Here is a 24,056-nt window from a genome sequence, read left to right as displayed (position 1 = left end):
GATAGGCTCTGGAGCCAGGAGGCAGAACATGACGGAGAACACCCACTCGACCCCGGGCCAGGATCAGGCGCGCCCGGAGCGTCCGCGCACGGCCGAGCTGCTCGTGGTCACCGGTCTGTCCGGGGCGGGGCGCTCCACGGCGGCCAACGCCCTGGAGGACCAGGGCTGGTACGTCGTCGACAATCTGCCGCCGCAGATGCTGCAGACACTGGCGGATGTGGTCTCCCGCTCGCCGGAGGCCATCCCGCGCCTGGCGGTCGTGATCGACGTCCGCGGCAAGGCCCTGTTCGACGACATGCAGGACACGCTCTCGGCGCTGGAGGCCAACGGGGTCGAGTTCTCGATCCTCTTCCTCGAGGCCTCGGATGAGGTGCTGGTCGCTCGCTACGAGCACCAGCGCCGTCCTCATCCGCTGCAGGCCGGAGGCCGGATCCTGGACGGCATCGCAGCCGAGCGCCGGCTTCTCTCGGCGCTGCGCGAATCCGCCGACGTCGTGCTGGACACGTCGTCGTTCAACGTCCACGGCCTGTCCAAGGCGGTCGCGGATCTGTACTCCACGAACGGCCCCGTGGTCCTGCGCCTGACCGTCATGAGCTTCGGCTTCAAGTACGGCGTGCCCGCCGACGCCAACTACGTCGCCGACGTCCGCTTCATCCCGAACCCCCACTGGGTGCCGGCCCTGCGCCCGCGCACCGGACGGGACAAGGAGGTGCGCGACTACGTCTTCCAGGGCGACGGCGCCCGCACGTTCGTGGAGCGCTTCACCTCCATGCTGGAGCCGGTCTTCGAGGGCTACCGCACGGAGAACAAGCACTATGCGACCATCGCGATCGGCTGCACCGGTGGCAAGCACCGCTCGGTGGCCATGACCGAGGAGGTCGCCAAGCGGCTGTCCAAGCTGCCGCGCGTCGTCGTGAACGTCGAGCATCGGGACGTGGGCCGCGAGTAGGCCGCTGCCCCGACCCACGACCGCCACGATCACCTGGACCGCACCATGACCGAGAACCGACTGTTCGACGTTTCTCCGCAGGGACGCTCGCCGCAGAGCCCCCGCCAGGGCGGCGCAGCGCCGCGACCGCGGCGCCAGAGCGGCCGCTCCGTCGTCGCCCTGGGAGGCGGCCACGGCCTGTCCGCCTCGCTGTCGGCGCTGCGCCTGCTGACCAAGCGACTCACCGCCGTGGTCACCGTCGCCGACGACGGCGGCTCCTCAGGTCGGCTCCGCCAGGAGCTCGACGTCCTTCCCCCCGGCGACCTCCGAATGGCGCTGTCGGCGCTGTGCGATGACTCCGACTGGGGGATGACCTGGCGCGACGTCATGCAGCACCGCTTCGACTCCGGGCCGGAGCGGCTGAGCTCGCTCGACGGCCACGCGCTGGGCAACCTGCTGATCGTGACCCTGTGGGAGCTGCTCGGCGATCCCGTCGAGGGCCTGCGCTGGGCCGGCGCCCTGCTGGAGGCCGAGGGCACCGTGCTGCCCATGTCGCTGACTCCGCTGGTCATCGAGGGCGAAGTCCCGGATGACACCGCCCCCGACGGCCTGCGCACCGTCACCGGCCAGGTGGATCTGGCGCGCGAGCCGTACATCCGCGACGTCCGGCTCCTGCCGGTCGACGCCGAGCCGTGCCTGCAGGCCCTGAGCGCGATCGAGTCCGCCGACTGCGTGATCCTGGGCCCGGGCTCGTGGCACACCTCGGTGCTGCCGCACCTGCTCATGCCGGAGATGCGCCAGGCGATTCGCGACACCGAGGGCATGAAGTTCGTGACCATGAACCTGTCCCGGGATTCGGAGACGCAGGGCAAGACGAGCGCACAGGAGCTCGAGATCCTGCGCCACTACGCCCCGGACGTCGGGATCGACGCCGTCGTGGCCGATCCGAGCTCCGTGGAGGACCGCGAGGCCCTGGAGCGGGCGGCGGCGCGGATGGGCGCGATCGTGCACTTCGCCGATCTGCGCCGGGCTGAGGGGCTGTCGATCCACTCGCCGCTGAAGCTGGCGGCGGCGTATCAGGAGGTCATGGAGCGCTGAGCCGCTGCCGCGACCGCCCTGGTCGCACCGGGAACGATGCACCGTCGAATGGGCGGTGAGCAGGGGCTGCCGCTATGGTGTCCCGGTGCCTCCCACGCGCTTCGGGCTGACGCGCGCCGGAGCACCCCCACAGCTTCTGCACCGAAAGGAATCTGATGTCCCTCACGGCATCGGTCAAGGAGGAGCTCGCCCGCACCGAGGTCACCAAGGCCTCGGAGCGCCGCGCTGAGCTCTCCGCCGTCCTGCGCTTCTCCGGCGGCCTGCACATCGTCTCCGGGCGCATCGTCATCGAGATCGAGCTGGACACGGCTGCGGTCGCCCGGCGCATGAGGTCCATCGTCATCGAGGAGTTCGGCCACGCCTGCGAGCTCGGCGTGATCTCCGGCGGAGGAGGACTGCGCCGAGGCAGCAACTACGTGCTGCGCGTGGCACGGGACGGCGAGGCCCTGGCCCGCCGCACCGGCCTGCTGGATGCGCACGGACGACCGGTGCGCGGGCTGCCTCCGGTCGTGGTCAACGGCTCGGTCGGCGATGCCGCCGCCGTGCTGCGCGGAGCCTTCCTCTCCCACGGCTCGCTCACAGAGCCCGGGCGCTCCGGTGCCATGGAGTTCACCTGCCCCGGCCCCGAGGCGGCTCTGGCGCTGGTGGGTGCGGCCCGTCGCCTGGACGTGATCGCCAAGGCGCGCGAGGTCCGCGGCGGCGACCGGGTGGTGATCCGCGACGGAGATGCGATCGCCGCGCTGCTGACCCGCATGGGCGCCCATGACTGCCTCATGACATGGGAGGAGCGGCGCATGCGCAAGGAGGTCCGTGCGACCGCCAACCGCCTCGCCAACTTCGACGACGCCAACCTGCGCCGCTCGGCGCAGGCAGCCGTGGCCGCTGGCGCGCGCGTCGAGCGGGCCATGGAGATCCTCGGCGACGACGTCCCCGAGCACCTGCGCATGGCCGGCGAGCTGCGCCTGGCCAACAAGCAGGCCTCCCTGGACGAGCTGGGGCGCCTGTCGGATCCGGTGCTGACCAAGGACGCGATCGCCGGGCGCATCCGCCGACTGCTGGCCATGGCCGACCGCCGCGCCGAGGAGCTGGGCATCGCCGGGACCGAGGGCGGGGAGCCGGGCGAGCGCGCCTGAGCCGGAAGGCGACCTCCGGGCCGCCTCCATCGGCCTGAATGTTGGTTTGTGTGTGTTTTTGCGCAGAGGGCGCCCGAGGAAGTCGAGCTTTTCTCTGCGATCCTCTGGGCAACTGCGGTCCATGCCACTAGACTGGAGGGGACGAGAGGCTGAAGGGCCCGGAACGGCAGCGTCGATCCGGGAGCGCCCGGACGGACGTGCGAACAGTTGCGTTCCCTCGGAAGCCCACTCAACCTCGAGCGATCAGATGTGCGCCCGGCTCTGAACCGCTGGGGCGGACTGGTCGCGCACTCGTCGAACGACGTCACCTCAGACAAGGAGATCGATCGCAGTGACCATCAAGGTTGGCATCAACGGCTTCGGCCGCATCGGACGCAGCTTCTTCCGCGCAGTCCGCGAGCAGGGCGAGAACATCGAGATCGTCGCCGTGAACGACCTCACCGAGGCGCAGACGCTGGTTCACCTGCTGAAGTATGACTCCATCAACGGCCGCTTCCCGGGTGAGGTCTCGCTCGAGAACGACACCCTCACCGTGGACGGGCACGAGGTCAAGCTGCTGGCCGAGAAGGATCCGGCGAACTTGCCCTGGGGCGAGCTCGGCGTGGACATCGTCGTCGAGTCCACCGGCTTCTTCACCAACGGAGACGCTGCCAAGGCCCACCTGGAGGCCGGCGCCAAGAAGGTCGTCCTGTCCGCTCCGGGCAAGAACATCGACGGCACCTTCGTGTTCGGCGTCAACGCGGACTCCTACGATCCCGCCACGCAGAACATCGTCTCCGGCGCGTCCTGCACCACGAACTGCCTGGCTCCCATGGCCAAGGTCCTCAACGACGAGTTCGGCATCGAGCGCGGCCTGATGACCACCATCCACGCATACACCTCGGATCAGCGACTGCAGGACGCCCCCCACAAGGACCTGCGCCGCGCCCGTGCCGCCGCCCTGAACATGGTCCCCACCACCACCGGTGCGGCCGCGGCCGTCGGCCTGGTGCTGCCGGAGCTGCAGGGCAAGCTGGACGGCTTCGCCGTGCGCGTTCCCACCCCCACCGGCTCGCTGGTGGACCTCACGATCGACGTCGCCAAGGACGTCACCGTCGAGTCGGTCAACGCGGCCATGAAGAAGGCCGCCGAGGGCTCCATGAAGGGCATCATCGAGTACAGCGAGGATCCCATCGTGTCCAAGGACATCGAGGGCTACCCGGTCTCGACCGTATTCGACGCCCCGCTGACCAAGGTCATCGACAACCAGGTCAAGGTCATCGCCTGGTACGACAACGAGTGGGGCTACACCTCCCGCCTGGTCTCCCTGACGAACCTGGTCGCCTCCAAGTTCTGATCAAGCCTCTGCACGACCGCCTGCTCGGCCCCGGCCGGCACCTGGTCGTGAGGCACCTCGCGCGCGGGGCACTGCAGCTGTTCGCTGCGGCGCCCCGCGCTGTCGTCTGCGCACCCGCGCACCGACATCCGAGCTGTAACCGCCGTTCCGCCCGCGCAGACGGGATACTGGAGGCAAGTCCGCGGCGGACCCGCCGGACCCCGCGCGGGCACCGCCAGAAGCCACAAGAAGGGAACACCGCCATGGCCAAGTCACTGGATGATCTGCTCGCCGAGGGCGTCTCCGGACGCCGCGTCCTGGTCCGCTCCGATCTCAACGTGCCGCTCGACGGCTCGACCGTCACCGACGACGGCCGCGTCCGCGCCTCGCTGCCCGTGATCACCAAGCTCTCGGAGGCCGGCGCCCGCGTCATCGTGTGCGCCCACCTGGGCCGCCCCAAGGGCCAGGTCGACCCCCAGTACTCGATCGCCCCGGCTGCCCAGAAGCTCGCCGAGCTCTCGGACCTCGACGTCCAGGTCGCCTCCGATGTCGTGGGCGCGGACGCCCAGGCCAAGGCCGAGGCACTGAGCGACGGCCAGGTCCTGGTCATCGAGAACGTGCGCTTCGATCCCCGCGAGACGTCCAAGGACGAGGCCGAGCGCCAGCATTTCGCCCAGGAGCTCGCTGCCCTCACCGGTGAGAACGGTGCGTTCGTGGGCGATGCCTTCGGTGCCGTGCACCGCAAGCACGCCTCCGTCTACGACGTCGCCAAGATCCTGCCGTCCTACCTGGGCGATCTCGTCAAGACCGAGGTCGACGTCCTGACCAAGGTCGTCTCGAATCCCGATCATCCGTTCGTGGTCGTCATGGGCGGATCCAAGGTCTCGGACAAGCTCGCCGTGATCGAGAACCTCATCGGCCGCGCCGATCAGCTGCTGATCGGCGGCGGCATGGTCTTCACCTTCCTCAAGGCGCAGGGCTACTCGATCGGCTCCTCGCTCGTGGAGGACGATCAGCTCGACACCGTGAAGGGCTACCTCGATCGCGCGGCGGGGGAGGGCACGGAGATCGTCCTGCCCACCGACATCGTCTACGCGGCCTCCTTCAGCGCCGACGCCGAGCACGAGGTCCGTCCCGTCGAGGACATCGAGGGCGGCTCCATCGGCGACTCCGGCATGGGCCTGGACATCGGACCGGACTCCGCCAAGGCCTTCGCGGAGGCCATCCGCGCCGCCAAGACGATCTTCTGGAACGGGCCCGCGGGCGTGTTCGAGATGGAGGCGTTCTCCGGCGGCACCCGGGCGATCGCCGAGGCGCTGACCGAGGGCTCGGGCATGTCCGTCATCGGCGGCGGCGACTCCGCAGCCGCCGTGCGCACGCTCGGCTTCTCGGACGACCAGTTCGGACACATCTCCACCGGCGGCGGCGCATCCCTGGAGTTCATCGAGGGCAAGGAGCTGCCGGGCGTCGCCGTGATGGGCTGATCCGCCCCCGCTTCATCGCCGCCGTCGTCGTGCCGAGCACGGGCTCCGCACGACGACGGCGGCGCACCACCGCACCGACAGGCCCCGTGGGCCGCACACGAAGGAGACTCGCATGACCTCGCAGACCAATGGCGCATTCGATCGCACTCCGCTGATCGCCGGCAACTGGAAGATGAACCTCGACCACCAGCAGGGCGTGGCTCTGCTGCAGAAGCTGGTGTGGACGCTGCAGGACGCCAAGCACGACTTCGACCGCGTCGAGGTCGCCGTGTTCCCGCCTTTCACCGACCTGCGCTCCGTGCAGACCGTCGTGACCGGCGATGACCTGCCCGTGCGCTTCGGCGGCCAGGACCTCTCCGATCAGGATTCCGGCGCCTACACCGGCGACATCTCCGGGGAGATGCTGGCCAAGCTCGGCTGCACGTACGTGCTGGTCGGGCACTCCGAGCGCCGCACGATCCACGGCGAGACCGACGAGCAGTGCCTGGCCAAGATCGAGGCCGCCCACCGCCACGGCCTGACCCCGGTGCTGTGCGTCGGCGAGGGCCTCGAGGTCCGCGAGGCCGGCCAGCACGTGGAGCACACGCTGGAGCAGGTCCGCGGCTCGATCAAGGGCCTGCCGGCCGAGAAGGTCGCCCAGCTCGTCATCGCCTACGAGCCCGTGTGGGCCATCGGCACCGGCAAGGTCGCCGGACCGGAGGATGCCCAGGAGATGTCGGCGGCTATCCGCGCCGAGCTCGAGAAGCTCTACGACGAGCAGACCGCCCAGTCGACCCGCATCCTCTACGGCGGCTCCGTGAAGTCCAAGAACGTCGCAGAGATCCTGCGCGGCAAGGACGTCGACGGCGCCCTGGTCGGCGGTGCCAGCCTCGATGCGGATGAGTTTGCTAGCATTGTGAAGTTCGAGCAGCACCTCACGACCGACTGATCTCGCTCGGTCGGCTGCCCGGACCACGATTTCAGAGGGAGATCCATGGAGATCCTGCAAGACATCCTGCTGGGGATCATCGTCCTCACCAGCGTTCTGGCGGTCGTCCTGGTCCTGCTCAACAAGGGCAAGGGCGGCGGACTGTCGGACATGTTCGGCGGCGGCATGACCCAGTCGCTGAACACGTCGGGCGTCGCGCAGAAGAACCTCGTGCGGCTGACCACCACGGTGATCATCGTCTGGGCTGTGTGCATCGCCGCCTACGGCATCTCGATGCGCTTCGTGGAGACCGCGGGTTCGACCGCCGGACTCTGAGCCGCAGTCGCCGCAGACAAGAGGCCCTGCCTCCCCGAGAAGGGGAGGCAGGGCCTCTTTCCTGTGCTCCGTCTCAGCCGCGGCCCTCGGGAAGGGCGTCGGGCGTGCCGTAGAGGCGCGTGCTGACGGTGCCCCGGGCACCGCAGGCCGGCGTCTGCTCGAGCGGACCTCCGGCCAGCAGGCGGCCCACGGCCTCGGTCTTGTCCTCGCCGGCCACCACGAACCACACGTGGGCGGCGGTGCGGATCAGCGGCAGCGTCATGGACACGCGCAGCGGGGGCGGCTTGGGGGAGTCGTGGACGGCCACCACAGTGGCCTCCTCGATCTCCAGCTCCGGACGCCCCGGGAACACCGAGGCCACATGGCCGTCCGGGCCCACGCCCAGCAGGGCGATGTCGAGGGGCGGAAGCCCGCCGGTGCCCTGATCGGCGGCCGCAGCGCGAAGCTCGTCGAGGTAGTCCTGCGCGGAGTCCTCCGGCGTGGAGAACTCATCGGCGCTGCCGATCACATGGACGTTCTCCGGCGGCAGCTGCAGTTCGGGGGCCGCGGCGGTCACGGCGTCCATGGCCTGCTGCACATTGCGCTCGGAATCGCCGCGGGGCAGGAAGCGCTCATCCGACCACCAGAAATCGATCCGGGACCAGTTCAGGTCCTGCTCCGTGGTCCGCGAGGCCGCGGCCAGAGCAGCGACTGACTTGGTGCCCATGGTCCCGCCGGTGAGGGCGATCGAGGCGCGGCCGCGCTGCTGCTGGGCCTGCGCGAGGACCGCGATCGCCTCGCGGGTCACCAGGTCGGCGAGCTCGTCCTTGGACGAGGCGGTGCGGATCTCGGGTGCGCTCATGACCGCTCCTCCGTGAGGTGCTCCTGCTCGGCTGCCTCGGCGTCGGCCTCCTGGCCGGAGACCCACAGCTGATCCGTCGATTCTGCGGGATCCGCGAATCCGGACCCGGCGGGGGACTGCCCGGCCTGGAACAGGGTCTCGAAGTCGACCACCGCGCGCAGGACGTCGCCGTAGACCTCATCCGGGTCCAGGCGGCGCAGCTCCTCGGCCAGGCAGGCGCTGAGGGTCCGGTGCGGCAGGGCGACCGTCTGGTCGTGCTGACCGGGCTGGCTCAGCGTGGCCAGGGTGTCGCCGGGGCGGTCCAGGACGATCTCGCCGTCCTCGCGGACCAGGCGGACCGTGTCCAGGCCGTGCTCGCAGCGCTCCGAGTGCTCCAGGCGCACGGGGCAGTCCAGCCGAGAACCCAGCCAGGACCCCAGCAGCCGGACGCGGGAGGAGTCCTCGGCGCCGGTGATGACGACCTCGACCATGGGGCTGGGCGGGGCCTGCTCGTAGGCCGCAGAGAGCTGGACGCGCCACATGGTCAGCCGCGTCCAGGAGATGTCGGTGTCGCCGGGACGGTAGTTGGCCGCCAGGTCTGCCAGCGTCTGCACGACGTCCTCCGCGGTGGTGGAGTCGGTGATGCGGCGGTGGGCGATCCGGCCGATCGACGACGCGGCGGGGCTGACCGGCACCCGATGCGGCCACCAGGCCACGATAGGGGCGTCCGGCAGCAGCAGCGCCGAGACCAGGGTCTCGGACGGCTCGGCGAGCTCGCCGTAGCCGTGCAGCACGACGACCTCCGAGGCACCGGCGTCGCCGCCGGCGCGGACCTGGGCGTCCAGGCGCGTGGAGTCGTTCACGGAGTGCGCCACGTGCATGATGATGCGGCACGGGTGCTCGTGGGAGGCCTCGATCGCGGCATCCAGGGCCTTCTCGGAGTGCCCGGCTTCGGCCACGATCACGAGCGTGAGGACGCGGCCCAGGGTGACCACGCCGCTCTCCTCGCGCAGGCGCTGCAGGGTCTTGTCGACGTCTGCGGTGGTGGTGTTCTCGAGGGTGATGATCACGGTCGCCTCCAGGTCCTTCCTTCTCGCTGCATCAGCCGGTCCGCCGATGCGGGTCCCCAGGAGCCGGGGGCGTAGGTCTCGGGGCGCACGTCATGGGCGGCCCAGTACTGCTCGAACGGGTCGAGGATCTTCCAGGACAGCTCGACCTCCTCGTGATCCGGGAACAGCGGCGGCTCGCCGAGCAGCACGTCCAGGATCAGGCGCTCGTAGGCCTCGGGGGAGGACTCGGTGAACGCATGGCCATAGCCGAAGTCCATGGTGACGTCGCGGATCTCCGACTGCGTGCCGGGGACCTTCGAGCCGAAGCGGATCGTCACGCCCTCGTCGGGCTGGATGCGGATCACGACCGCGTTCTGACCGAACTCCTCGGTGTCGTGCGGGGTGAACAGGCGGTTGGGGGTGCGCTTGAAGATCACGGCGATCTCGGTGACGCGCCGGCCCAGGCGCTTTCCGGCCCGCAGGAAGAACGGCACGCCCTGCCAGCGGCGGTTGTCGACCTCGAGGCGCAGCGCCGCGAAGGTCTCCGTGCGCGAGTCCGAGGGGATGTCCTGCTCCTCGAGGAAGCCCTTGACCTCCTCGCCGCCCTGAAGGCCCTCGCCGTACTGGCCGATGGCCGAGGACTCGCCGAGGTCGTCGCCGAGCACGACGGCCGAGAGGACCTTGGCCTTCTCGTAGCGCAGCGCACGGGCGGTGAAGCTGCCGGGCTCCTCCATGGCGGTCAGCGCCAGCAGCTGCAGCAGGTGGTTCTGGATGACGTCGCGGGCCGCGCCCACGCCGTCGTAGTACCCGGCGCGGGTCCCGATCCCGATCGACTCCGCCATGGTGATCTGCACGTGATCGATGTGGTCGGCATTCCACAGGGGCTCGTACATGGCGTTGGCGAAGCGCATGGCCAGGATGTTCTGGACCGTCTCCTTGCCCAGGTAGTGGTCGATCCGGAAGATCGCGTTGTGGGAGAACACGCTCTCCACGATCGAGTTGAGCTCCTTGGCGGATTCGAGATCGTGGCCGAAGGGCTTCTCGATGACCACGCGGCGCCAGCCCTCGGCCTCGGGGTTCTCCGCCAGGCCGTGCTCGGCCAGCTGCTGGCACACGAGCTCGAAGGCCTTGGGCGGGATCGAGAGGTAGAAGGCGTGGTTGCCCCGGGTGCCGCGGTCCTCATCGAGCTCGGCGAGGACCTCGGTCAGGCGGTCGTAGGCGGCGGAGTCGTCGAACTCGCCCTGCACGAAGCGCAGGCCGGCGGCGAACTGCTGCCACACGGTCTCCTGGAACTCGGTGCGGGCGTTGGCCATCACCGATTTGCGGGCGTAGGCGGCGAAGTCCTCGTGGCTCCACTCGCGGCGTCCGAAGCCGACCAGCGAGAACGACGGCGGCAGCAGGCCCCGGTTCACGAGGTCGTACATGGCGGGCAGCAGCTTCTTGCGGGCGAGATCGCCCGTCACGCCGAAGAGCACGAGGGCCGACGGTGCAGCAACGCGGGCGAGGCGGCGATCGCGGGGATCGCGCAGCGGATTGGTCGAAGGAGGTGCGGAATGCGGCACGGGGCTCCTCTGGAGAGCAGGGCTGGGGTGCGGGCACGACGTCGGGTGCGCTGAGCATCCGAGGACGTCGGGCGGGGATGAGACTACTCCTGCCCGACGACGGCCGAGCGGCGACGGCGGGGGAGCAGCGCGAGAACGCGGCGAGAGCCGGGTCCGGCGTGCGCGGCGCCGCCGCCCTGAGAGCGGGCGACGGCGCGGCGCAGGCTGAGGCCGGATGGGGTCCGGTTCTGCCAGGACCGGGTCAGCGGCCCAGGATCGCGTGCAGGACGTCGAGCACCTGGCTGACGCCGGTCTCGCGATCGGTGAAGCGCAGCTGCAGCACGGGGCGGTCGTGCTCGCGCAGCACCTGGGCGTCGCCGTCGGCCTGGGCGGAGATCAGCTCGCCGAAGGTGAAGTCGCCGCCCGGGATGTCCAGGTCGGTGTCCGAGGCTGCAGTGATCTGCAGGAACGAGCCCACGGGGGTGCCGCCCTTGTGGAACTGACCGGTCGAGTGGAGGAAGCGCGGGCCCCAGCCGAACGTGGTGGGGCGTCCGGTGATGCTGGCCAGCAGCGGACGGGCATCCTCGAGCTCGGTCCAGGTCAGACGGTCGAAGTACGCCTGGACAGCCAGGTAGCCGTTGTCCGGCAGCGTCTTCAGCAGAGCCTGGATGGCCCCGCGCAGGTCATCGGCTCCGTCCAGCAGCGAGGCGTCGCCGCGGATCTCCACGGAGCCGTCGACGAGGTCCGCCGGAGTCGGCTCGGGCTTGTCCGCGAGCACGGCGCGAGTGGCGATCTTGGCGGACTCGACATCCGGCTGATCGAACGGGTTGATCTTCAGCAGGGCGCCGGCCACGGAGGTGGCCACCTCCCACAGCAGCATCTGCGCGCCGAGCGAGCCGGCGACCGCCACGGCGTCGACGTCTCCAGTCAGGACGCTCTCGTCGTCCGAGGCCACCAGCAGCGCCGGCAGGACGTCGGCGGCCACGGGGGCCTGCAGCTCGGGAGCGTCCTGGCCCACGACGACGGGGAGGATGCCGGTGCCCAGCTTGCCGGTCGACTCTGCGATCAGCTGCTCGGCCCAGTCGGCGAATCCGACGATGCCGGAGCCGCGGTCCTGCAGCACGATCTTGTCGCGCAGCGGCGAGGTGCCGCCAAGGGCCGCACCGAGGCGCAGAGCCAGGTTGTCCTCGGCGTCCTCGCGCAGCATCTCGGCGGCGGCCTCGGCGTCATCCAGCAGGGCGGTGATGTCTGCGCCTGCCAGCCCCGAGGGGACCAGGCCGAAGGCCGTCAGGGCGGAGAAGCGCCCGCCCACCGAGGCATCGGCGTTGAAGACGGCGCGATACCCGGCCTCGCGGGCGGTCCGGTCGAACGGGGAGCCCGGATCGGTCACGACCACCAGACGGCGCGCCGGATCGATCCCGGCATCCGTGAAGGCCTTCTCGAAGGCGCGACGGGCCGAGTCGGTCTCGACGGTCGAGCCGGACTTGGAGGAGATGATCGCCGCGGTGCGGCCGATGCGATCCGACAGCGCCGCCTGGACCATCACCGGGTCCGTGGAGTCGAGCACGAACAGCTCCACGCCTGCGGTGCGGGTGATGACCTCGGGGGCCAGCGAGGAGCCGCCCATGCCCGCGAGCACGAAGCGGTCGACGCCCTCGGCCTCGAACGCCGAGCGAAGCTCGAGGATCTCCTCGATCAGGGGGCGGGAGACGTCGTGCGCCTCGACCCAGCCCAGGCGCTTCGAGGCCTCGTCCTCGGCGTCGGCGCCCCACAGGGTGTGGTCCTTGGCGAACAGCCGCGAGGCGAAGCGGTCCTCGACGAGCTGCGGCACGTGGCGATCGATGGCTTCGCGGGCGGCGCCCGCGGCGGTGACGGAAAGGGTGCTCATGATGTCCTCTCGATGAGCGGGGCTCCGGTTCGGCCGTCGGCGGCCGATCTGCCTCGCGATCCGATGCTTGAAGTCCTGCGATGCTGCGGTCCTGCGGTGCGTCGGCCCGTCCGCTGCGGCGACGGCCGGAGCGGACGGGCCGACGGGGGCCACCGGACAGCGAGCAGACGCGAGATCCGGTGGCCTGAGGGACTCAGCGCGAGGAGTCCAGCGCCGACTGCACGGTCTCGAGCAGCTCGGCCCAGGAGGCCTCGAACTTCTCGACGCCCTCCTTCTCGAGCAGGTTCACGACCTCGTCGTAGTCGATGCCCAGCTCGGCCAGGCGGTCCAGGTGCGCGTTGGATTCGTCATAGGTGCCGGTGATCGTGTCGCCGGTGATCTCCGAGTGATCGGCCACGGCGTCCAGGGTCTTCTCCGGCATGGTGTTCACGACGTCGGCGGCCACCAGTCCGTCCACGTAGAGCGTGTCCGGCAGCGACGGGTCCTTGGTGCCGGTCGAGGCCCACAGGGGGCGCTGGGCGTTGGCGCCGGCCGAGGCCAGGCGCTTCCAGCGCTCCGTGGAGAACGCCTCCTGGTAGACCTGGTAGGCCAAGCGGGCATTGGCCAGGCCTGCCTTGGACTTCAGCGCGGTCGCCTCATCGGTGCCGATGGCATCCAGGCGCTTGTCGACCTCGGAGTCCACGCGGGAGACGAAGAACGAGGCGACCGAGTGGATCTTCGAGAGGTCCTTGCCGTTCTCCAGCGCCTGCTCCAGACCGGTCTGGAAGGCGTTGATGACGGCACGGTAGCGCTCGAGCGAGAAGATCAGGGTCACGTTGACCGAGATGCCCTCGGCCAGCGTGGCCGTGATCGAGGGGAGGCCGGCCTCGGTGGCCGGGATCTTGATCAGCACGTTGTCGCGATCGATGGTCTGCGCCAGGCGCTGGGCCATCTCCGAGGTGGCCTGGGCGTCATTCGCCATCCGGGGATCGACCTCGATCGAGACGCGGCCGTCCTTGCCCTGGGTCGCCTGGGCGATCGGGGCGAAGACGTCGCATGCGTCGCGGACGTCGTCGGTCGTGATCCGGAGGACGGCCTCGTCGACGTCGACGCCCTCGGCGGCCAGCTCCTTGACCTGAGCCGCGTAGGACTCCCCGTTGGACAGCGCGCTCGCGAAGATCGTGGGGTTCGTGGTCACGCCCACGACGTCCTTGGTGTCGATGAGCTCCTGCAGGTTGCCGGTGCTCAGACGCTCGCGGGAGAGGTCGTCGAGCCAGATGGAGACTCCGGCCTGGGAGAGCTTGGCAGTGGTGTCGGTCATGATGATGCTCCTGTGATGTCGAAGGATCGTCAGTGCGTCTGCGGTGCAGGCGACGCTGCGTGGTCGTGCTGGGGCCGGTGACTGCGGCCGACGGATCGGCCGCAGTCACCGGGTGCGTCACTTCGCGGCGGCGATGGACTCCTGGGCCTTCTCGACGACGGCCTCGGCGGTGATGCCGAACTCGCTGTAGAGGCGCTCGTAGGCGGCGGAGGCGCCGAAGTGCTCGAGCGAGACAGCGCGGCCGTTCGAGCCGAGCAGGTCGTTCCAGGACATGGCGATGCCGGCCTCGACGCTCACGCGGGCGGTGAGCTCGCGGGGGATCACGGACTCGCGGTAGTCCTGGTCCTGGGCGTCGAACCACTCGCGGCACGGCATGGACACGACGCGCGCGCCGATGCCCTTCTCCTTGAGCTGCTCGCGGGCCTCCACGGCCAGCTGCACCTCGGATCCGGTGCCGATGAGGACGACGTCCAGGGACGTGCCCTCCGGGGCGTCGGCCAGGACGTAGCCGCCCTTGGCAGTGCCCTCGGCCGAGGCGAAGGCCTCGCCCTCGCCGTCCGGGTGGATGTCCTCGCGGCGGAACGTGGGGACGTTCTGGCGGGTCAGCGCCAGGCCGGAGGGGCTCTCCGTGGTCTCCATGATGGTCCGCCAGGCCACCGAGGTCTCGTTGGCGTCGGCCGGGCGCACGACGTTCAGGCCCGGGATGCCGCGCAGCGAGCTGAGCTGCTCGACCGGCTGGTGCGTGGGGCCGTCCTCGCCCAGGCCGATCGAGTCGTGGGTCCAGATGTAGATCGACGGGACCCGCATGACCGCGCCGAGGCGCACTGCCGGGCGCTGGTAGTCCGAGAAGATCAGGAACGTGCCCGAGAAGGCGCGCGTCTGCGACGACATGGTGATGCCGTTGACGATGGCGGCAGCGGCGTGCTCGCGGATGCCGAAGTGCAGGACGCGTCCGTACGGGTCCGCCGAGAACTTCTTGGTGGTGCGGCTGGACGGGTTGAACGAGTTGGCCGACTCGATCGTGGTGTTGTTCGATCCCGCGAGGTCGGCGGAGCCGCCCCACAGCTCGGGGAAGGTGTCGGCGATCGCGTTGATGACCTTGCCGGAGGCCGCGCGGGTGGCCACGGTCTCACCGGCAGGGAACTGCGGGAAGGCCTCGGCGTAGCCCTCGGGGAGGGTGCCGTCGCGCAGGCGGTCGTAGAGCTCAGCGCGGTCCGGGTGGGCCTGGCGCCACTCGGCGAAGCCCTTCTCCCACTCCTCGCGATCGGCCTTGCCGCGCTCGACGAGCTCGCGGGTGTGCGACAGGACCTCGTCCTCGATCACGAAGCTCTGCTCGGCGTCGAAGCCGAGGACCTTCTTGGTGGCCGCGAGCTCCTCGGCACCGAGCTTGGAGCCGTGGATGCCGCCGGTGTTCTGCTTGCTGGGCGCCGGATAGCCGATGATCGTCTTGAGGCAGATCAGCGACGGGGCGGAGGTCTCCGCCTCCGCAGCCCGGATGGCGTCGTGCAGGCCCTGGACGTCCTCGACGTACTCGTTGCCGTTGGGGCCGCCTGCGGTCCAGTCCACGGTCTGGACGTGCCAGCCGTAGGCCTTGTAGCGCTCGGCGACGTTCTCGGTGAACGCGACGTCGGTGTCGTCCTCGATCGAGATCTGGTTCTGGTCGTAGATCGCGATGAGGTTGCCGAGCTCCTGATGCCCGGCCAGCGACGACGCCTCAGAGGTCACGCCCTCCTGGAGGTCGCCGTCGGAGACGATCGTGTAGACGCGGTGGTCGAACGGGGACTGGCCCGGCGCGGACTCGGGGTCGAAGAGCCCACGGGTGTAGCGCTGCGCGTAGGCGAAGCCCACGGCCGAGGAGAGGCCCTGGCCCAGCGGGCCGGTGGTGATCTCCACGCCGGCCGTATGGCGGTACTCCGGGTGGCCCGGGGTCTTGGAGCCCCAGGTGCGCAGCTCCTCCAGGTCCTTCATCTCCAGGCCGAACCCGCCCAGGAAGAGCTGGATGTACAGCGTCAGCGAGGTGTGGCCCGGGGAGAGGATGAAGCGGTCGCGGCCGGTCCAGCGATCATCGCTGGGGTCATGGCGCATGACCTTCTGGAAGAGCAGGTAGGCGGCCGGGGCCAGGCTCATGGCCGTCCCGGGATGTCCCGAGCCCACCTTCTCCACGGCGTCCGCGGCGAGCACGCGGACGGTGTCCACGGCGCGGCGATCGACATCGGTCCAGGTGAGTGTCTGATCAGACTGAGGCACAGGTGCACTGTCCTTTCTCGGGGTGCGTGGCACCGCTCGCACGTGCGGCGATGCCTGAGTCGTGGGTCCAGCCTAGATCACCCGTCGGTCAGCGGAAGGGGTGATTCCGTGGTTTGCCTGAGGGCGTAGTCGATGCCTCCTCCTGTCGCATCGCCGGTGATGCGTCGCGGGCCACGGCGCGAGCGGCCATGAGGGTCTAGACTGGGCAGACCATCCCCGTCGCACGCCATCCGCCAGGCGCCGCGCACACTCCTTCCGGGCCCGGGTCGGCCTGGACGACGGGGAGTCCGTTTCCGAGTCGTCGACCCCGTCACCGTTCCAGGGAGTCAGTTCACGTGAGTTCAGCGCAGGTCTCCAGGCATGCAGCACCGACCGGTCCCCAGGATCCGTCGGATGCGCGTCGGGAGAGCGGGCGGACCACACCTGGTCAGCGCGTGCGGGCGTACCTGCAGCTGATGAAGCTGCGCATCGTCGAGCTGCTGCTCGTGGCCACGGTGCCGACCATGATCTTCGCCCACCACTACCACGGCAACGGCGGCTTCCCGAGCATCTGGCTGATCCTGGTCACCCTTGTGGGCGGCACGCTCTCCGCAGGTGCCGCGGGCGCCTTCAACTCCTACATCGACCGCGAGTCCGACCGGCTGATGAAGCGCACCTCCAAGCGCCCGCTGGTCACTCGCGTGGTCAACGACTGGGAGGCCCTGGTCCTGGGCTGGGTCCTCTCGGTGGCCTCGGTGCTGCTGTTCGCCCTGGCGGTCAACGTCCTGTCGGGCGTGCTGACGGCCGCGGCAATCTTCCTCTACGCGGTCTTCTACTCGATCATCCTCAAGCGGCGGACCAGCCAGAACATCGTCTGGGGCGGGATCGCCGGCTGCATGCCGGTGCTGATCGCCTGGGCCGCGGTGACGGGGACCGTCGAGTGGCCGGCCGTCGTGCTGTTCGCGGTGATCTTCCTGTGGACCCCGCCCCACTACTGGCCGCTGTCGATGAAGTACTCGGACGACTACGCCCGCGCCGGGATCCCCATGCTCGGGGCGATCGCCTCGGATGGGCGCGTGGCCAGCCAGGTCGTGCTCTACGCCTGGGCCACCGTCATCTGCTCGCTGCTGCTCGTCCCGGTCGGCGGCGCCGGCTGGGTCTACGCCGTGGTCACGCTGGCCGCCGGAGCCTGGTTCCTGCTGCAGTGCCACCGGCTGCTGGGGCTGGCCAGCCAGGCTGAGCCCACCTCCACACAGGCCATGAAGGTCTTCCACGGCTCGATCACCTATCTGAGCCTCGTGTTCGTGGCCGTGGCGCTGGATCCGTTCCTCGGCGGACCGATCCTCTGAACGTCGCTCAGCTGACGCACGGCGACCCTCGCGCCCGCCGACCAGCCGGTTCGCGCTGAGTCCCCGTTCCCCGGACCCGCACGGGTCGCGGCCCCATCACTTCCTCCAGAATCGAGAGCACGCTCAGGATGGACTTCTCCGGGCTGATCGCCTATCCGGTCACACCGTTCACGACCGCCGGCGCCGTGGACCTGCCTGAGCTCGCCCGCCAGGTCGAGGTCCTGGTCGGCTCGGGCGTGGACTCGATCTGCGTGCTCGGCACGGCCGGCTCCTTCGCCTATCTGAGCTCCGAGGAGCGTGCCACCGTGGTGCGCACGGCCGTCCAGGCTGCCGCGGGCTCCGGGATCCCCGTGGGAGCCGGAGTTTCCGCCATGACGACCCAGGACGTCCTGGAGCTGGCGTGGGACGCGGAGAGCGCCGGAGCGGACGGCCTGGTGCTGAACCCGCTGTCCTATGTGGCCCTGCGCTCGCCCGAGATCGCGGATCAGGTCGAGACCGTGGCCTCGTCGGTCGCGCTGCCGCTGTGCCTGGACAACAACCCCTCGACCACCGGCTTCGTCTACCCCGTGGACCTGGCCGCCGAGCTGAGCGATCTGGGCAACGTCGTGGCGTTCAAGGACACGGTCGACTCCGAGCGCGCCCTGCAGAACCGTCGCCACCTCTTCCTGGAGCTGGCCGAGCCCGGGACGAGCTTCGGGATCGCCGGGACCTCGCTGATCCTGAACTCGGCCGATGCCTCGATCGCCTGGCACACCGGCTTCGCCGCCGCACTGCCCCGGGAGTGGGTCGCGTTCCGCGCCGCCGCTGCGGCCAGGGACGTCGAGCTCGTGGACCGCTGGCGCCGGGCGTTCTCCCCGCTGATCGAGGTGCTGCGCTGGGAGCGGCCGCTGAGCTCGCTCTACGCCCTCAATGACATCTGCGGCATGCGCACCGCCCCGCCGAGGCGGCCCCTGCACCCGGTGGGCACGCCCAGCCGCGAGCGCATCCGCTCGGCCGTCCGCGATCTGCGCGCGGAGATGCAGCAGTGACGGCCGCGCTCGAGATCGAGGACCTGGTGATGGCGTTCCCACAGCGCCGTGCGCCCAGCCGGCGACGCCGGGGGAGCCGCGACCCCGAGACGGGCGCGGACACGCCTGCGCCGCGCTCGAGGCTCCGGGCCGTGGACGGCCTGAGCCTCACGGCCCGCAACGGCGAGGTCACCGCGCTGCTGGGGCCCAACGGGGCGGGCAAGACGACCACGCTCGAGTGCGCCCAGGGCCTTCGGCGGCCCACCTCCGGGACCGTCCGCCTGCTGGGCGAGCAGCCCTGGGGCGCCCGACCGGAGCTGCGCGCCCGCGCCGGCGTGATGCTGCAGGACGGCGGCCTGCCGCAGTCGGTCAGGGCAGGGGAGTACCTGCGCCACATCAGCGCGATGTACCAGGACCCGGTCCCGCAGCGCGAGCTCCAGGCGCGCCTGGGCATCGGCTCCTTCACCGGAACCCCCATCCGGCGGCTCTCCGGCGGCCAGCGCCAGCGCGTGTCGCTGGCCGCAGCGCTGGCCGGAAGGCCGGAGATCGTCTTCCTCGACGAGCCCTCGGCCGGCCTGGATCCCCAGTCGCGCGCGGTGGTCTTCGACCTGATCGACGAGATGCGCGGCGACGGCACCGCCGTCATCCTCACCACGCACCTGCTCGACGATGCCCAGCGCCTGGCCGACCAGGTGGTCATCGTGGATGAGGGCCAGGTCCGCGCCTGCGGCTCCGTGCAGGAGCTGATCGACGGCGACGGCCGCTCCGGAGCCCTGCGCGTGGAGCTCACCGCCGCCCAGCAGCAGCGCTGGGCGCAGCATCCCCCTGAGCTCGTGCAGCGCCCGGACCTGCAGGTCAGCGCGGAGGGAGCCCGGATCGTGATCAGCGGTGCGACGCGCCCGCAGGAGCTGGCCGAGCTGAGCCAGTGGCTCGCGGGCACCGGCGAGCTGCCCCTGTCCCTGAGCCTCCAGCCCCGCTCGCTGGAGGACGTCTTCCTGGAGCTGTCGGGGAGGCAGATCCGATGACCGAGAGGACCATCCTGTCCCGTACTGCTTCCGAGGACCCGGCCCCGTCGCGGCCGGCCCCTGCTGGCCGGCGCGTCGCCGCCCAGGCCGCTTACGAGACGCGCACCATGCTGCGCAACGGCGAGCAGCTGCTGCTGCTGATCATCCTCCCGGTCATGGCCCTGTTCGCCCTGACCTGGATGGATCTGCTCGACGGGGCGCTGCCGGCCGGTGCCGAGAGGATCGACCTGGCCGTGCCCGGGGTCCTGGCGCTGTCGGTGATCTCGAACGCGTTCTCCGGCCAGGGCATCCAGACCGGCTTCGACCGCCGCTACGGCGTGCTCCGGCAGCTGTCCACCACGCCCCTGGGCCGGTTCGGGCTCATCGCCGGCAAGCTCGGCGCCATCCTGGCGGTGCTGGCCGTGCAGACGGTGCTGATCTGCGGGATCGGTCTGGCCCTGGGCTGGCGGCCCGAGCCGCTGTCCGTGCTGGCCATGCTGCTGATCCTCGGGGTGGGCGCCGCGGTGTTCACCGGGCTGGGCCTGCTCGTGGCCGGCACGCTGCGCGCTGAAGCCACGCTGGCCGTCGTCAATCTGCTGTGGGTCCTGCTGGCGGCAGCCGGCGGAACCCTGGGCCCAGCCGCAGCCCTTCCGGGTGTGCTCGGCTGGGCGGCTTCGCTGCTGCCATCGGCTGCGCTGGGTGAGTCGCTGCGCATCGTGCTGGTCGGCACCGGCCACGGCCCCCTGGTGCTGCATCTGGCGGTCCTGGCCGTATGGGGCCTGCTCAGCTGGGCGGCGACCGTCCGTCTGTTCCGCTGGAGCTGAGACTGCGCACGGGCCGCCGGCTCCGGTCCGCGTGCACAGGGTGCGGGACTAGACTTGTCGGGCGCCCGGCGCTCCGGTCGCGCAAGCACTGACCCCCTTTCAGATCCTGGACGTGAGCACGTGAGCACCCCTTCCTCGGCCCCGACCGCCTCGGACCTCGGCGACGACCCGCGGGAGGCTCCGGGGCCCGGACCCGAGCCGCGCAGCGATCGAGCTCCGATCGGCTTCTTCCTGCGCGGCGAGGTCGACGGATGGGTCCGCTTCACGGCCTGGGCCTCCCTGGCGGCCAACATGCTGCTGATCCTCACCGGCGGCCTGGTCCGGCTCACCGGCTCCGGCCTCGGCTGCCCCACCTGGCCCCGGTGCACCGACGAGTCCTGGACCAACACCTCGGAGATGGGCATCCACGGGTTCATCGAGTTCGGCAACCGCACTCTGACGGGCGTGCTCATGATCGTCGCCGTGCTGGCCTTCCTGGCCGTCGTGCGCATGGCCCGCCGTCACGCGTCGCTGTTCGTGCTGACCCTGCTGCTCGGTCTCGGCATCCCCGTTCAGGCTGTGGTCGGCGGCGTCACGGTGCTGACCGGTCTGAATCCGTGGATCGTGGGCATCCACTTCATGATCTCCTCCGCCATGATCGCCATGGCCGCGATGCTCGTGAATCGGACCCGGCGGCTGAGCCTGGAGCACGTGGCGCAGGCGGAGCTGGCCGGACAGTCGCAGCAGCAGCGCGGCCCGATCCGCGGGCTGCTCATCGCACTGGCCGTGTTCGCGGCGCTGAGCATCTACCTGGGCACGCTGGTCACCGGCACGGGTCCCCACGGCGGCGACGCCGGCGACGTCGTGCGGCACACCTTCGACGCCCTGGTGATCGCCCGGCTGCACGCTCTGCCCGCCTACGCCGTCGTCGCGCTGGTGCTGATCGGACTGCTCGTCGGCCGCCGGACCTGGCCCATGGCGGTGCGCCGGTCGCTGCAGCTCGTGGGACTCGTCGTGATCATGCAGGCGCTGATCGGCTTCTACCAGTTCTTCAACGGCCTGCCGATCCTGGTGGTCGCGCTGCACCTCATCGGCTCGGCCCTGTTCGTGGCCGTCGTGTCCATGGCGGTGGAGAAGGGCTTCCACGTCACCTCCGAGGCTCCCGTGCTGACGGAGGCCGAGCGCCGCGACGGGCCCGTCACCGTCTGAGGGCGCATCGAAGCCCGCACCGGTTCGGGAGGGGCCGCTGGAATCCGTCGCTGCGGAATCCAGCGGCCCCTGTGCGTTCTGCGCCTGATCGAGTCGAAGGATGAGGTTCTCATCACATCCCGGCCTTTCTGAGGGTGACCTTGCTAGGAACGCGGAATGAATTTGGACATACTCGAGTTGTGTATTGGACAGGGTCCGCATCACGGACCCCCGAGACGGCGAGAGGCGGTACGAGCATGGTCCAGACGGAAGTCAGGAGCGCGCGCAGCACCGAGGACGCCGCCGAGTCCACCACCCGATCCCGGATCCTCAACGCCGTCCTGGAATCCGGACCCGTCTCCGCCAGCGAGATCGCAGCGCGGATGGGCCTCACGGCCGCGGCAGTGCGCCGTCACCTGGACGCCCTGGAGCGGGATCGGTTCATCGAGGTCACCCTGGTGCGCCGCCCCGGAGCAGGTGCGGGTCGCCCCGCCCGTCGCTACGTGGTGGCCCCGGAGGGCCACGAGCGTCTGGGCAACGACTACCTCGAGGTCGCCCACGACGCCCTGCGCACCCTGCGCGAGCTCGGGGGAGAAGAGGCCCTGCGAGGCTTCGTGCAGCGTCACCAGCAGCGCATCGAGAGCCGGTACCGCCCGGCCGTCGAGGCTGCAGGGGAGGACGTCGCCGATCGTCTGGACGCCCTCGTGCGCCAGATGGCCGCTGACGGCTACGCCGCCAGCTCCACCGTGGTGCAGGTCGGCTCCCAGCGCCGCGGAATGGCCTCCCTGCAGCTGTGCCAGGGGCACTGCCCCCTGCTCGAGCTGGCAGAGGACCACCCCGAGTTCTGCGAGGCGGAGACGAGGATGATCGGCTCCCTGCTGGGCGTCGACGTCCGTCGGCTGTCCACGCTGGCCTCCGGGGCGCACGTGTGCAACACGCATGTGCCCCTCGAGCGCCGGGACGAGGATCCACCACGCAGCGCCGAGTGCACCTGAGACTTTCCCTCACCATCCGAACGAACGCGGTCGACCGGGAAGAGCCCGGATCGGCAGCAGACCACCAGAGGAGGCCGTCGTGACAGATGTGACACACGCCAACGACACCACCATCTCCGACATCCTGGAGAAGAACCCCGAGCTCGAGGGCATCGGGACGTACGAGTACGGCTGGGCCGACAAGGACGTCGCGGGAGCCTCCGCGCGCCGCGGCATCGACGAGGACGTCGTGCGCGACATCTCGGCGCGCAAGAACGAGCCCGAGTGGATGCTGAACCTGCGCCTGAAGGCCCTGAAGTTCTTCCAGCGCAAGCCCATGCCCACCTGGGGCGCGGACCTGTCGGGCATCGACTTCGACAACATCAAGTACTTCGTGCGCGCCTCCGAGCAGCAGGCCGGCTCCTGGGAGGAGCTGCCCGAAGAGATCCGCGACACCTACGAGAAGCTGGGCATCCCCGAGGCCGAGCGCTCCCGCCTGGTGGCAGGCGTGGCCGCGCAGTACGAGTCCGAGGTCGTCTACCACCAGATCCGCGAGGACTTGGAGGCCCAGGGCGTCATCTTCATGGACACCGACACCGCGCTGCGCGAGCACCCGGAGTTCTTCGAGGAGTACTTCGGCACGGTCATTCCGGTGGGCGACAACAAGTTCGCCGCGCTGAACACGGCCGTGTGGTCCGGCGGATCGTTCGTCTACGTGCCCAAGGGCGTCCACGTGGACATCCCGCTGCAGGCCTACTTCCGCATCAACACGGAGAACATGGGCCAGTTCGAGCGGACGCTGATCATCGCGGATGAGGACTCCTACGTCCACTACATCGAGGGCTGCACCGCGCCGATCTACAAGACGGACTCGCTGCACTCGGCCAACGTCGAGATCATCGTCAAGAAGAACGCCCGCGTGCGCTACACGACCATCCAGAACTGGTCGAACAACGTGTACAACCTGGTGACCAAGCGCGCCATCGCCCACGAGGGCGCCACCATGGAGTGGGTCGACGGCAACATCGGCTCCAAGGTCACCCAGAAGTACCCGGCGGTCTACATGACCGGCGAGCACGCCCGCGGCGAGACCCTCTCGATCGCCTTCGCCGGCGAGGGCCAGCACCAGGACACCGGCTCCAAGATGGTGCACGTCGCCCCGCACACGTCGTCGTCGATCGTGTCCAAGTCGGTGGCCCGCAACGGCGGCCGCTCCGCCTACCGCGGCCTGGTCCAGGTCCGCGAGGGCGCCCACCACGCCAAGTCGAACGTGGTCTGCGACGCCCTGCTCGTGGACACCGTCTCGCGCTCGGACACGTACCCGTACGTCGACATCCGCGAGGACGACGTCTCCATGGGCCACGAGGCCACCGTCTCGCGCGTGTCCGAGGAGCAGCTGTTCTACCTCATGCAGCGCGGCCTGCCGGAGGACGAGGCCATGGCCATGATCGTGCGCGGCTTCGTGGAGCCGATCGCCCGCGAGCTGCCCATGGAGTACGCGCTCGAGCTCAACCGCCTGATCGAACTGCAGATGGAGGGATCCGTTGGCTGATAAGCCCAGCACCGCCGCAGCACCCGGCACCACCACCCCCGAGGAGGATGTGGTCGACGGCGTGCGCACCGATGAGGCGCGCATCGCCATCCCCGGGATGACCCAGGAGGGCGAGAAGCTCGCCACCGCCATGGTCGAGTCCGAGGAGGAGGCC

The 24,056-nt window shown here is 70.1% G+C and carries 20 protein-coding genes; 14 read left to right on the top strand and 6 right to left on the bottom strand.

Going from position 1 to position 24,056, the window contains the following annotated elements:
* Positions 1-28 precede the first annotated feature (28 nt).
* The 7 genes from rapZ (at position 29) to secG (ending at position 7,201) form a co-directional block, all read left to right on the top strand.
* Complete coding sequence (gene rapZ / locus RF645_RS00220) at positions 29-949, top strand: RNase adapter RapZ (RefSeq protein ID WP_006213191.1); 921 nt, start codon at positions 29-31, stop codon at positions 947-949.
* A 45-nt stretch (positions 950-994) separates the two neighbouring features.
* On the top strand, positions 995-2,026 hold the full coding sequence (yvcK, locus tag RF645_RS00215; protein WP_235586717.1) for a uridine diphosphate-N-acetylglucosamine-binding protein YvcK: 1,032 nt from the start codon (positions 995-997) through the stop codon (positions 2,024-2,026).
* A gap of 155 nt (positions 2,027-2,181) precedes the next feature.
* The gene (whiA, locus tag RF645_RS00210) at positions 2,182-3,159 is read left to right on the top strand and encodes a DNA-binding protein WhiA (RefSeq protein WP_058870897.1); all 978 of its coding nucleotides are present in this window, start codon (positions 2,182-2,184) and stop codon (positions 3,157-3,159) included.
* Positions 3,160-3,490: 331 nt separating this feature from the next.
* On the top strand, positions 3,491-4,495 hold the full coding sequence (gap, locus tag RF645_RS00205; RefSeq protein WP_058870896.1) for a type I glyceraldehyde-3-phosphate dehydrogenase: 1,005 nt from the start codon (positions 3,491-3,493) through the stop codon (positions 4,493-4,495).
* Positions 4,496-4,737: 242 nt separating this feature from the next.
* Positions 4,738-5,958 carry a phosphoglycerate kinase gene (gene pgk / locus RF645_RS00200; RefSeq protein WP_058870895.1) on the top strand — a complete coding sequence of 407 codons (1,221 nt, stop codon included), beginning with the start codon at positions 4,738-4,740 and terminating at the stop codon, positions 5,956-5,958.
* Positions 5,959-6,070: 112 nt separating this feature from the next.
* On the top strand, positions 6,071-6,886 hold the full coding sequence (tpiA, locus tag RF645_RS00195) for a triose-phosphate isomerase (RefSeq protein ID WP_058870894.1): 816 nt from the start codon (positions 6,071-6,073) through the stop codon (positions 6,884-6,886).
* A gap of 45 nt (positions 6,887-6,931) precedes the next feature.
* Complete coding sequence (secG, locus tag RF645_RS00190; RefSeq protein ID WP_058870893.1) at positions 6,932-7,201, top strand: preprotein translocase subunit SecG; 270 nt, start codon at positions 6,932-6,934, stop codon at positions 7,199-7,201.
* A 73-nt stretch (positions 7,202-7,274) separates the two neighbouring features.
* On the opposite strand, the gene pgl is transcribed toward secG, so the two are convergent.
* From pgl to tkt, 6 genes are all read right to left on the bottom strand, one after another.
* Complete coding sequence (gene pgl / locus RF645_RS00185) at positions 7,275-8,042, bottom strand: 6-phosphogluconolactonase (RefSeq protein WP_058870892.1); 768 nt, start codon at positions 8,040-8,042, stop codon at positions 7,275-7,277.
* Positions 8,039-9,091, bottom strand: coding sequence for a glucose-6-phosphate dehydrogenase assembly protein OpcA (locus RF645_RS00180; RefSeq protein WP_058870891.1), 1,053 nt, complete (start codon positions 9,089-9,091; stop codon positions 8,039-8,041). Before RF645_RS00180 ends, pgl begins: the two co-directional genes overlap by 4 nt.
* Positions 9,088-10,632 (bottom strand): glucose-6-phosphate dehydrogenase, encoded by a 1,545-nt coding sequence (zwf, locus tag RF645_RS00175; RefSeq protein WP_058870890.1) that lies wholly within the window; start codon positions 10,630-10,632, stop codon positions 9,088-9,090. Before zwf ends, RF645_RS00180 begins: the two co-directional genes overlap by 4 nt.
* Positions 10,633-10,873: 241 nt before the next feature.
* Positions 10,874-12,499: a glucose-6-phosphate isomerase gene (locus tag RF645_RS00170; RefSeq protein ID WP_368818362.1), complete on the bottom strand. Its 1,626-nt coding sequence runs from the start codon at positions 12,497-12,499 to the stop codon at positions 10,874-10,876.
* Between the two features lie 193 nt (positions 12,500-12,692).
* Entirely contained in the window at positions 12,693-13,799 is a 1,107-nt protein-coding gene (tal, locus tag RF645_RS00165) for a transaldolase (RefSeq protein WP_368818361.1), read from the bottom strand.
* 117 nt (positions 13,800-13,916) lie between these two features.
* Positions 13,917-16,046, bottom strand: coding sequence for a transketolase (gene tkt, locus RF645_RS00160; RefSeq protein WP_058870887.1), 2,130 nt, complete (start codon positions 16,044-16,046; stop codon positions 13,917-13,919).
* A 335-nt stretch (positions 16,047-16,381) separates the two neighbouring features.
* On the opposite strand from tkt, the gene RF645_RS00155 reads away from it, so the two are divergent.
* The 7 genes from RF645_RS00155 (at position 16,382) to sufB (ending at position 23,902) form a co-directional block, all read left to right on the top strand.
* Positions 16,382-17,374, top strand: coding sequence for a heme o synthase (locus RF645_RS00155; RefSeq protein ID WP_061711449.1), 993 nt, complete (start codon positions 16,382-16,384; stop codon positions 17,372-17,374).
* 128 nt (positions 17,375-17,502) lie between these two features.
* A complete protein-coding gene (locus tag RF645_RS00150) occupies positions 17,503-18,402 on the top strand; it encodes a dihydrodipicolinate synthase family protein (protein WP_006213176.1) in 900 nt (299 codons plus the stop codon).
* Positions 18,399-19,406 (top strand): ABC transporter ATP-binding protein, encoded by a 1,008-nt coding sequence (locus tag RF645_RS00145; RefSeq protein WP_368818360.1) that lies wholly within the window; start codon positions 18,399-18,401, stop codon positions 19,404-19,406. Before RF645_RS00150 ends, RF645_RS00145 begins: the two co-directional genes overlap by 4 nt.
* Positions 19,403-20,209, top strand: coding sequence for an ABC transporter permease (locus RF645_RS00140; RefSeq protein WP_280613526.1), 807 nt, complete (start codon positions 19,403-19,405; stop codon positions 20,207-20,209). Before RF645_RS00145 ends, RF645_RS00140 begins: the two co-directional genes overlap by 4 nt.
* Before the next feature lie 120 nt (positions 20,210-20,329).
* Complete coding sequence (locus tag RF645_RS00135) at positions 20,330-21,397, top strand: heme A synthase (RefSeq protein ID WP_368818359.1); 1,068 nt, start codon at positions 20,330-20,332, stop codon at positions 21,395-21,397.
* A gap of 236 nt (positions 21,398-21,633) precedes the next feature.
* Entirely contained in the window at positions 21,634-22,371 is a 738-nt protein-coding gene (locus RF645_RS00130; protein ID WP_285729828.1) for a metalloregulator ArsR/SmtB family transcription factor, read from the top strand.
* Positions 22,372-22,450: 79 nt separating this feature from the next.
* Positions 22,451-23,902, top strand: a complete 1,452-nt coding sequence (gene sufB, locus RF645_RS00125; RefSeq protein WP_053447386.1) for a Fe-S cluster assembly protein SufB — start codon at positions 22,451-22,453, stop codon at positions 23,900-23,902.
* The last annotated feature ends 154 nt before the right edge of the window (positions 23,903-24,056 follow it).

It is taken from the genome of Kocuria sp. CPCC 205260 (assembly GCF_040981045.1).
GTDB classification, from domain to species: Bacteria; Actinomycetota; Actinomycetes; order Actinomycetales; family Micrococcaceae; genus Kocuria; species Kocuria palustris.
This window is presented reverse-complemented; position numbering and strand designations above follow the sequence as displayed.

Bases quoted from the DNA above. Each gene is read 5' to 3' on its own strand.
- rapZ (WP_006213191.1), top strand. From the start codon at position 29: ATGACGGAGAACACCCACTCGACCCCGGGCCAGGATCAGGCGCGCCCG.
- yvcK (WP_235586717.1), top strand. From the start codon at position 995: ATGACCGAGAACCGACTGTTCGACGTTTCTCCGCAGGGACGCTCGCCG.
- whiA (WP_058870897.1), top strand. From the start codon at position 2,182: ATGTCCCTCACGGCATCGGTCAAGGAGGAGCTCGCCCGCACCGAGGTC.
- pgk (WP_058870895.1), top strand. From the start codon at position 4,738: ATGGCCAAGTCACTGGATGATCTGCTCGCCGAGGGCGTCTCCGGACGC.
- tpiA (WP_058870894.1), top strand. From the start codon at position 6,071: ATGACCTCGCAGACCAATGGCGCATTCGATCGCACTCCGCTGATCGCC.
- secG (WP_058870893.1), top strand. From the start codon at position 6,932: ATGGAGATCCTGCAAGACATCCTGCTGGGGATCATCGTCCTCACCAGC.
- pgl (WP_058870892.1), bottom strand. From the start codon at position 8,042: ATGAGCGCACCCGAGATCCGCACCGCCTCGTCCAAGGACGAGCTCGCC.
- RF645_RS00170 (WP_368818362.1), bottom strand. From the start codon at position 12,499: ATGAGCACCCTTTCCGTCACCGCCGCGGGCGCCGCCCGCGAAGCCATC.
- tal (WP_368818361.1), bottom strand. From the start codon at position 13,799: ATGACCGACACCACTGCCAAGCTCTCCCAGGCCGGAGTCTCCATCTGG.
- RF645_RS00150 (WP_006213176.1), top strand. From the start codon at position 17,503: ATGGACTTCTCCGGGCTGATCGCCTATCCGGTCACACCGTTCACGACC.
- RF645_RS00140 (WP_280613526.1), top strand. From the start codon at position 19,403: ATGACCGAGAGGACCATCCTGTCCCGTACTGCTTCCGAGGACCCGGCC.
- RF645_RS00130 (WP_285729828.1), top strand. From the start codon at position 21,634: ATGGTCCAGACGGAAGTCAGGAGCGCGCGCAGCACCGAGGACGCCGCC.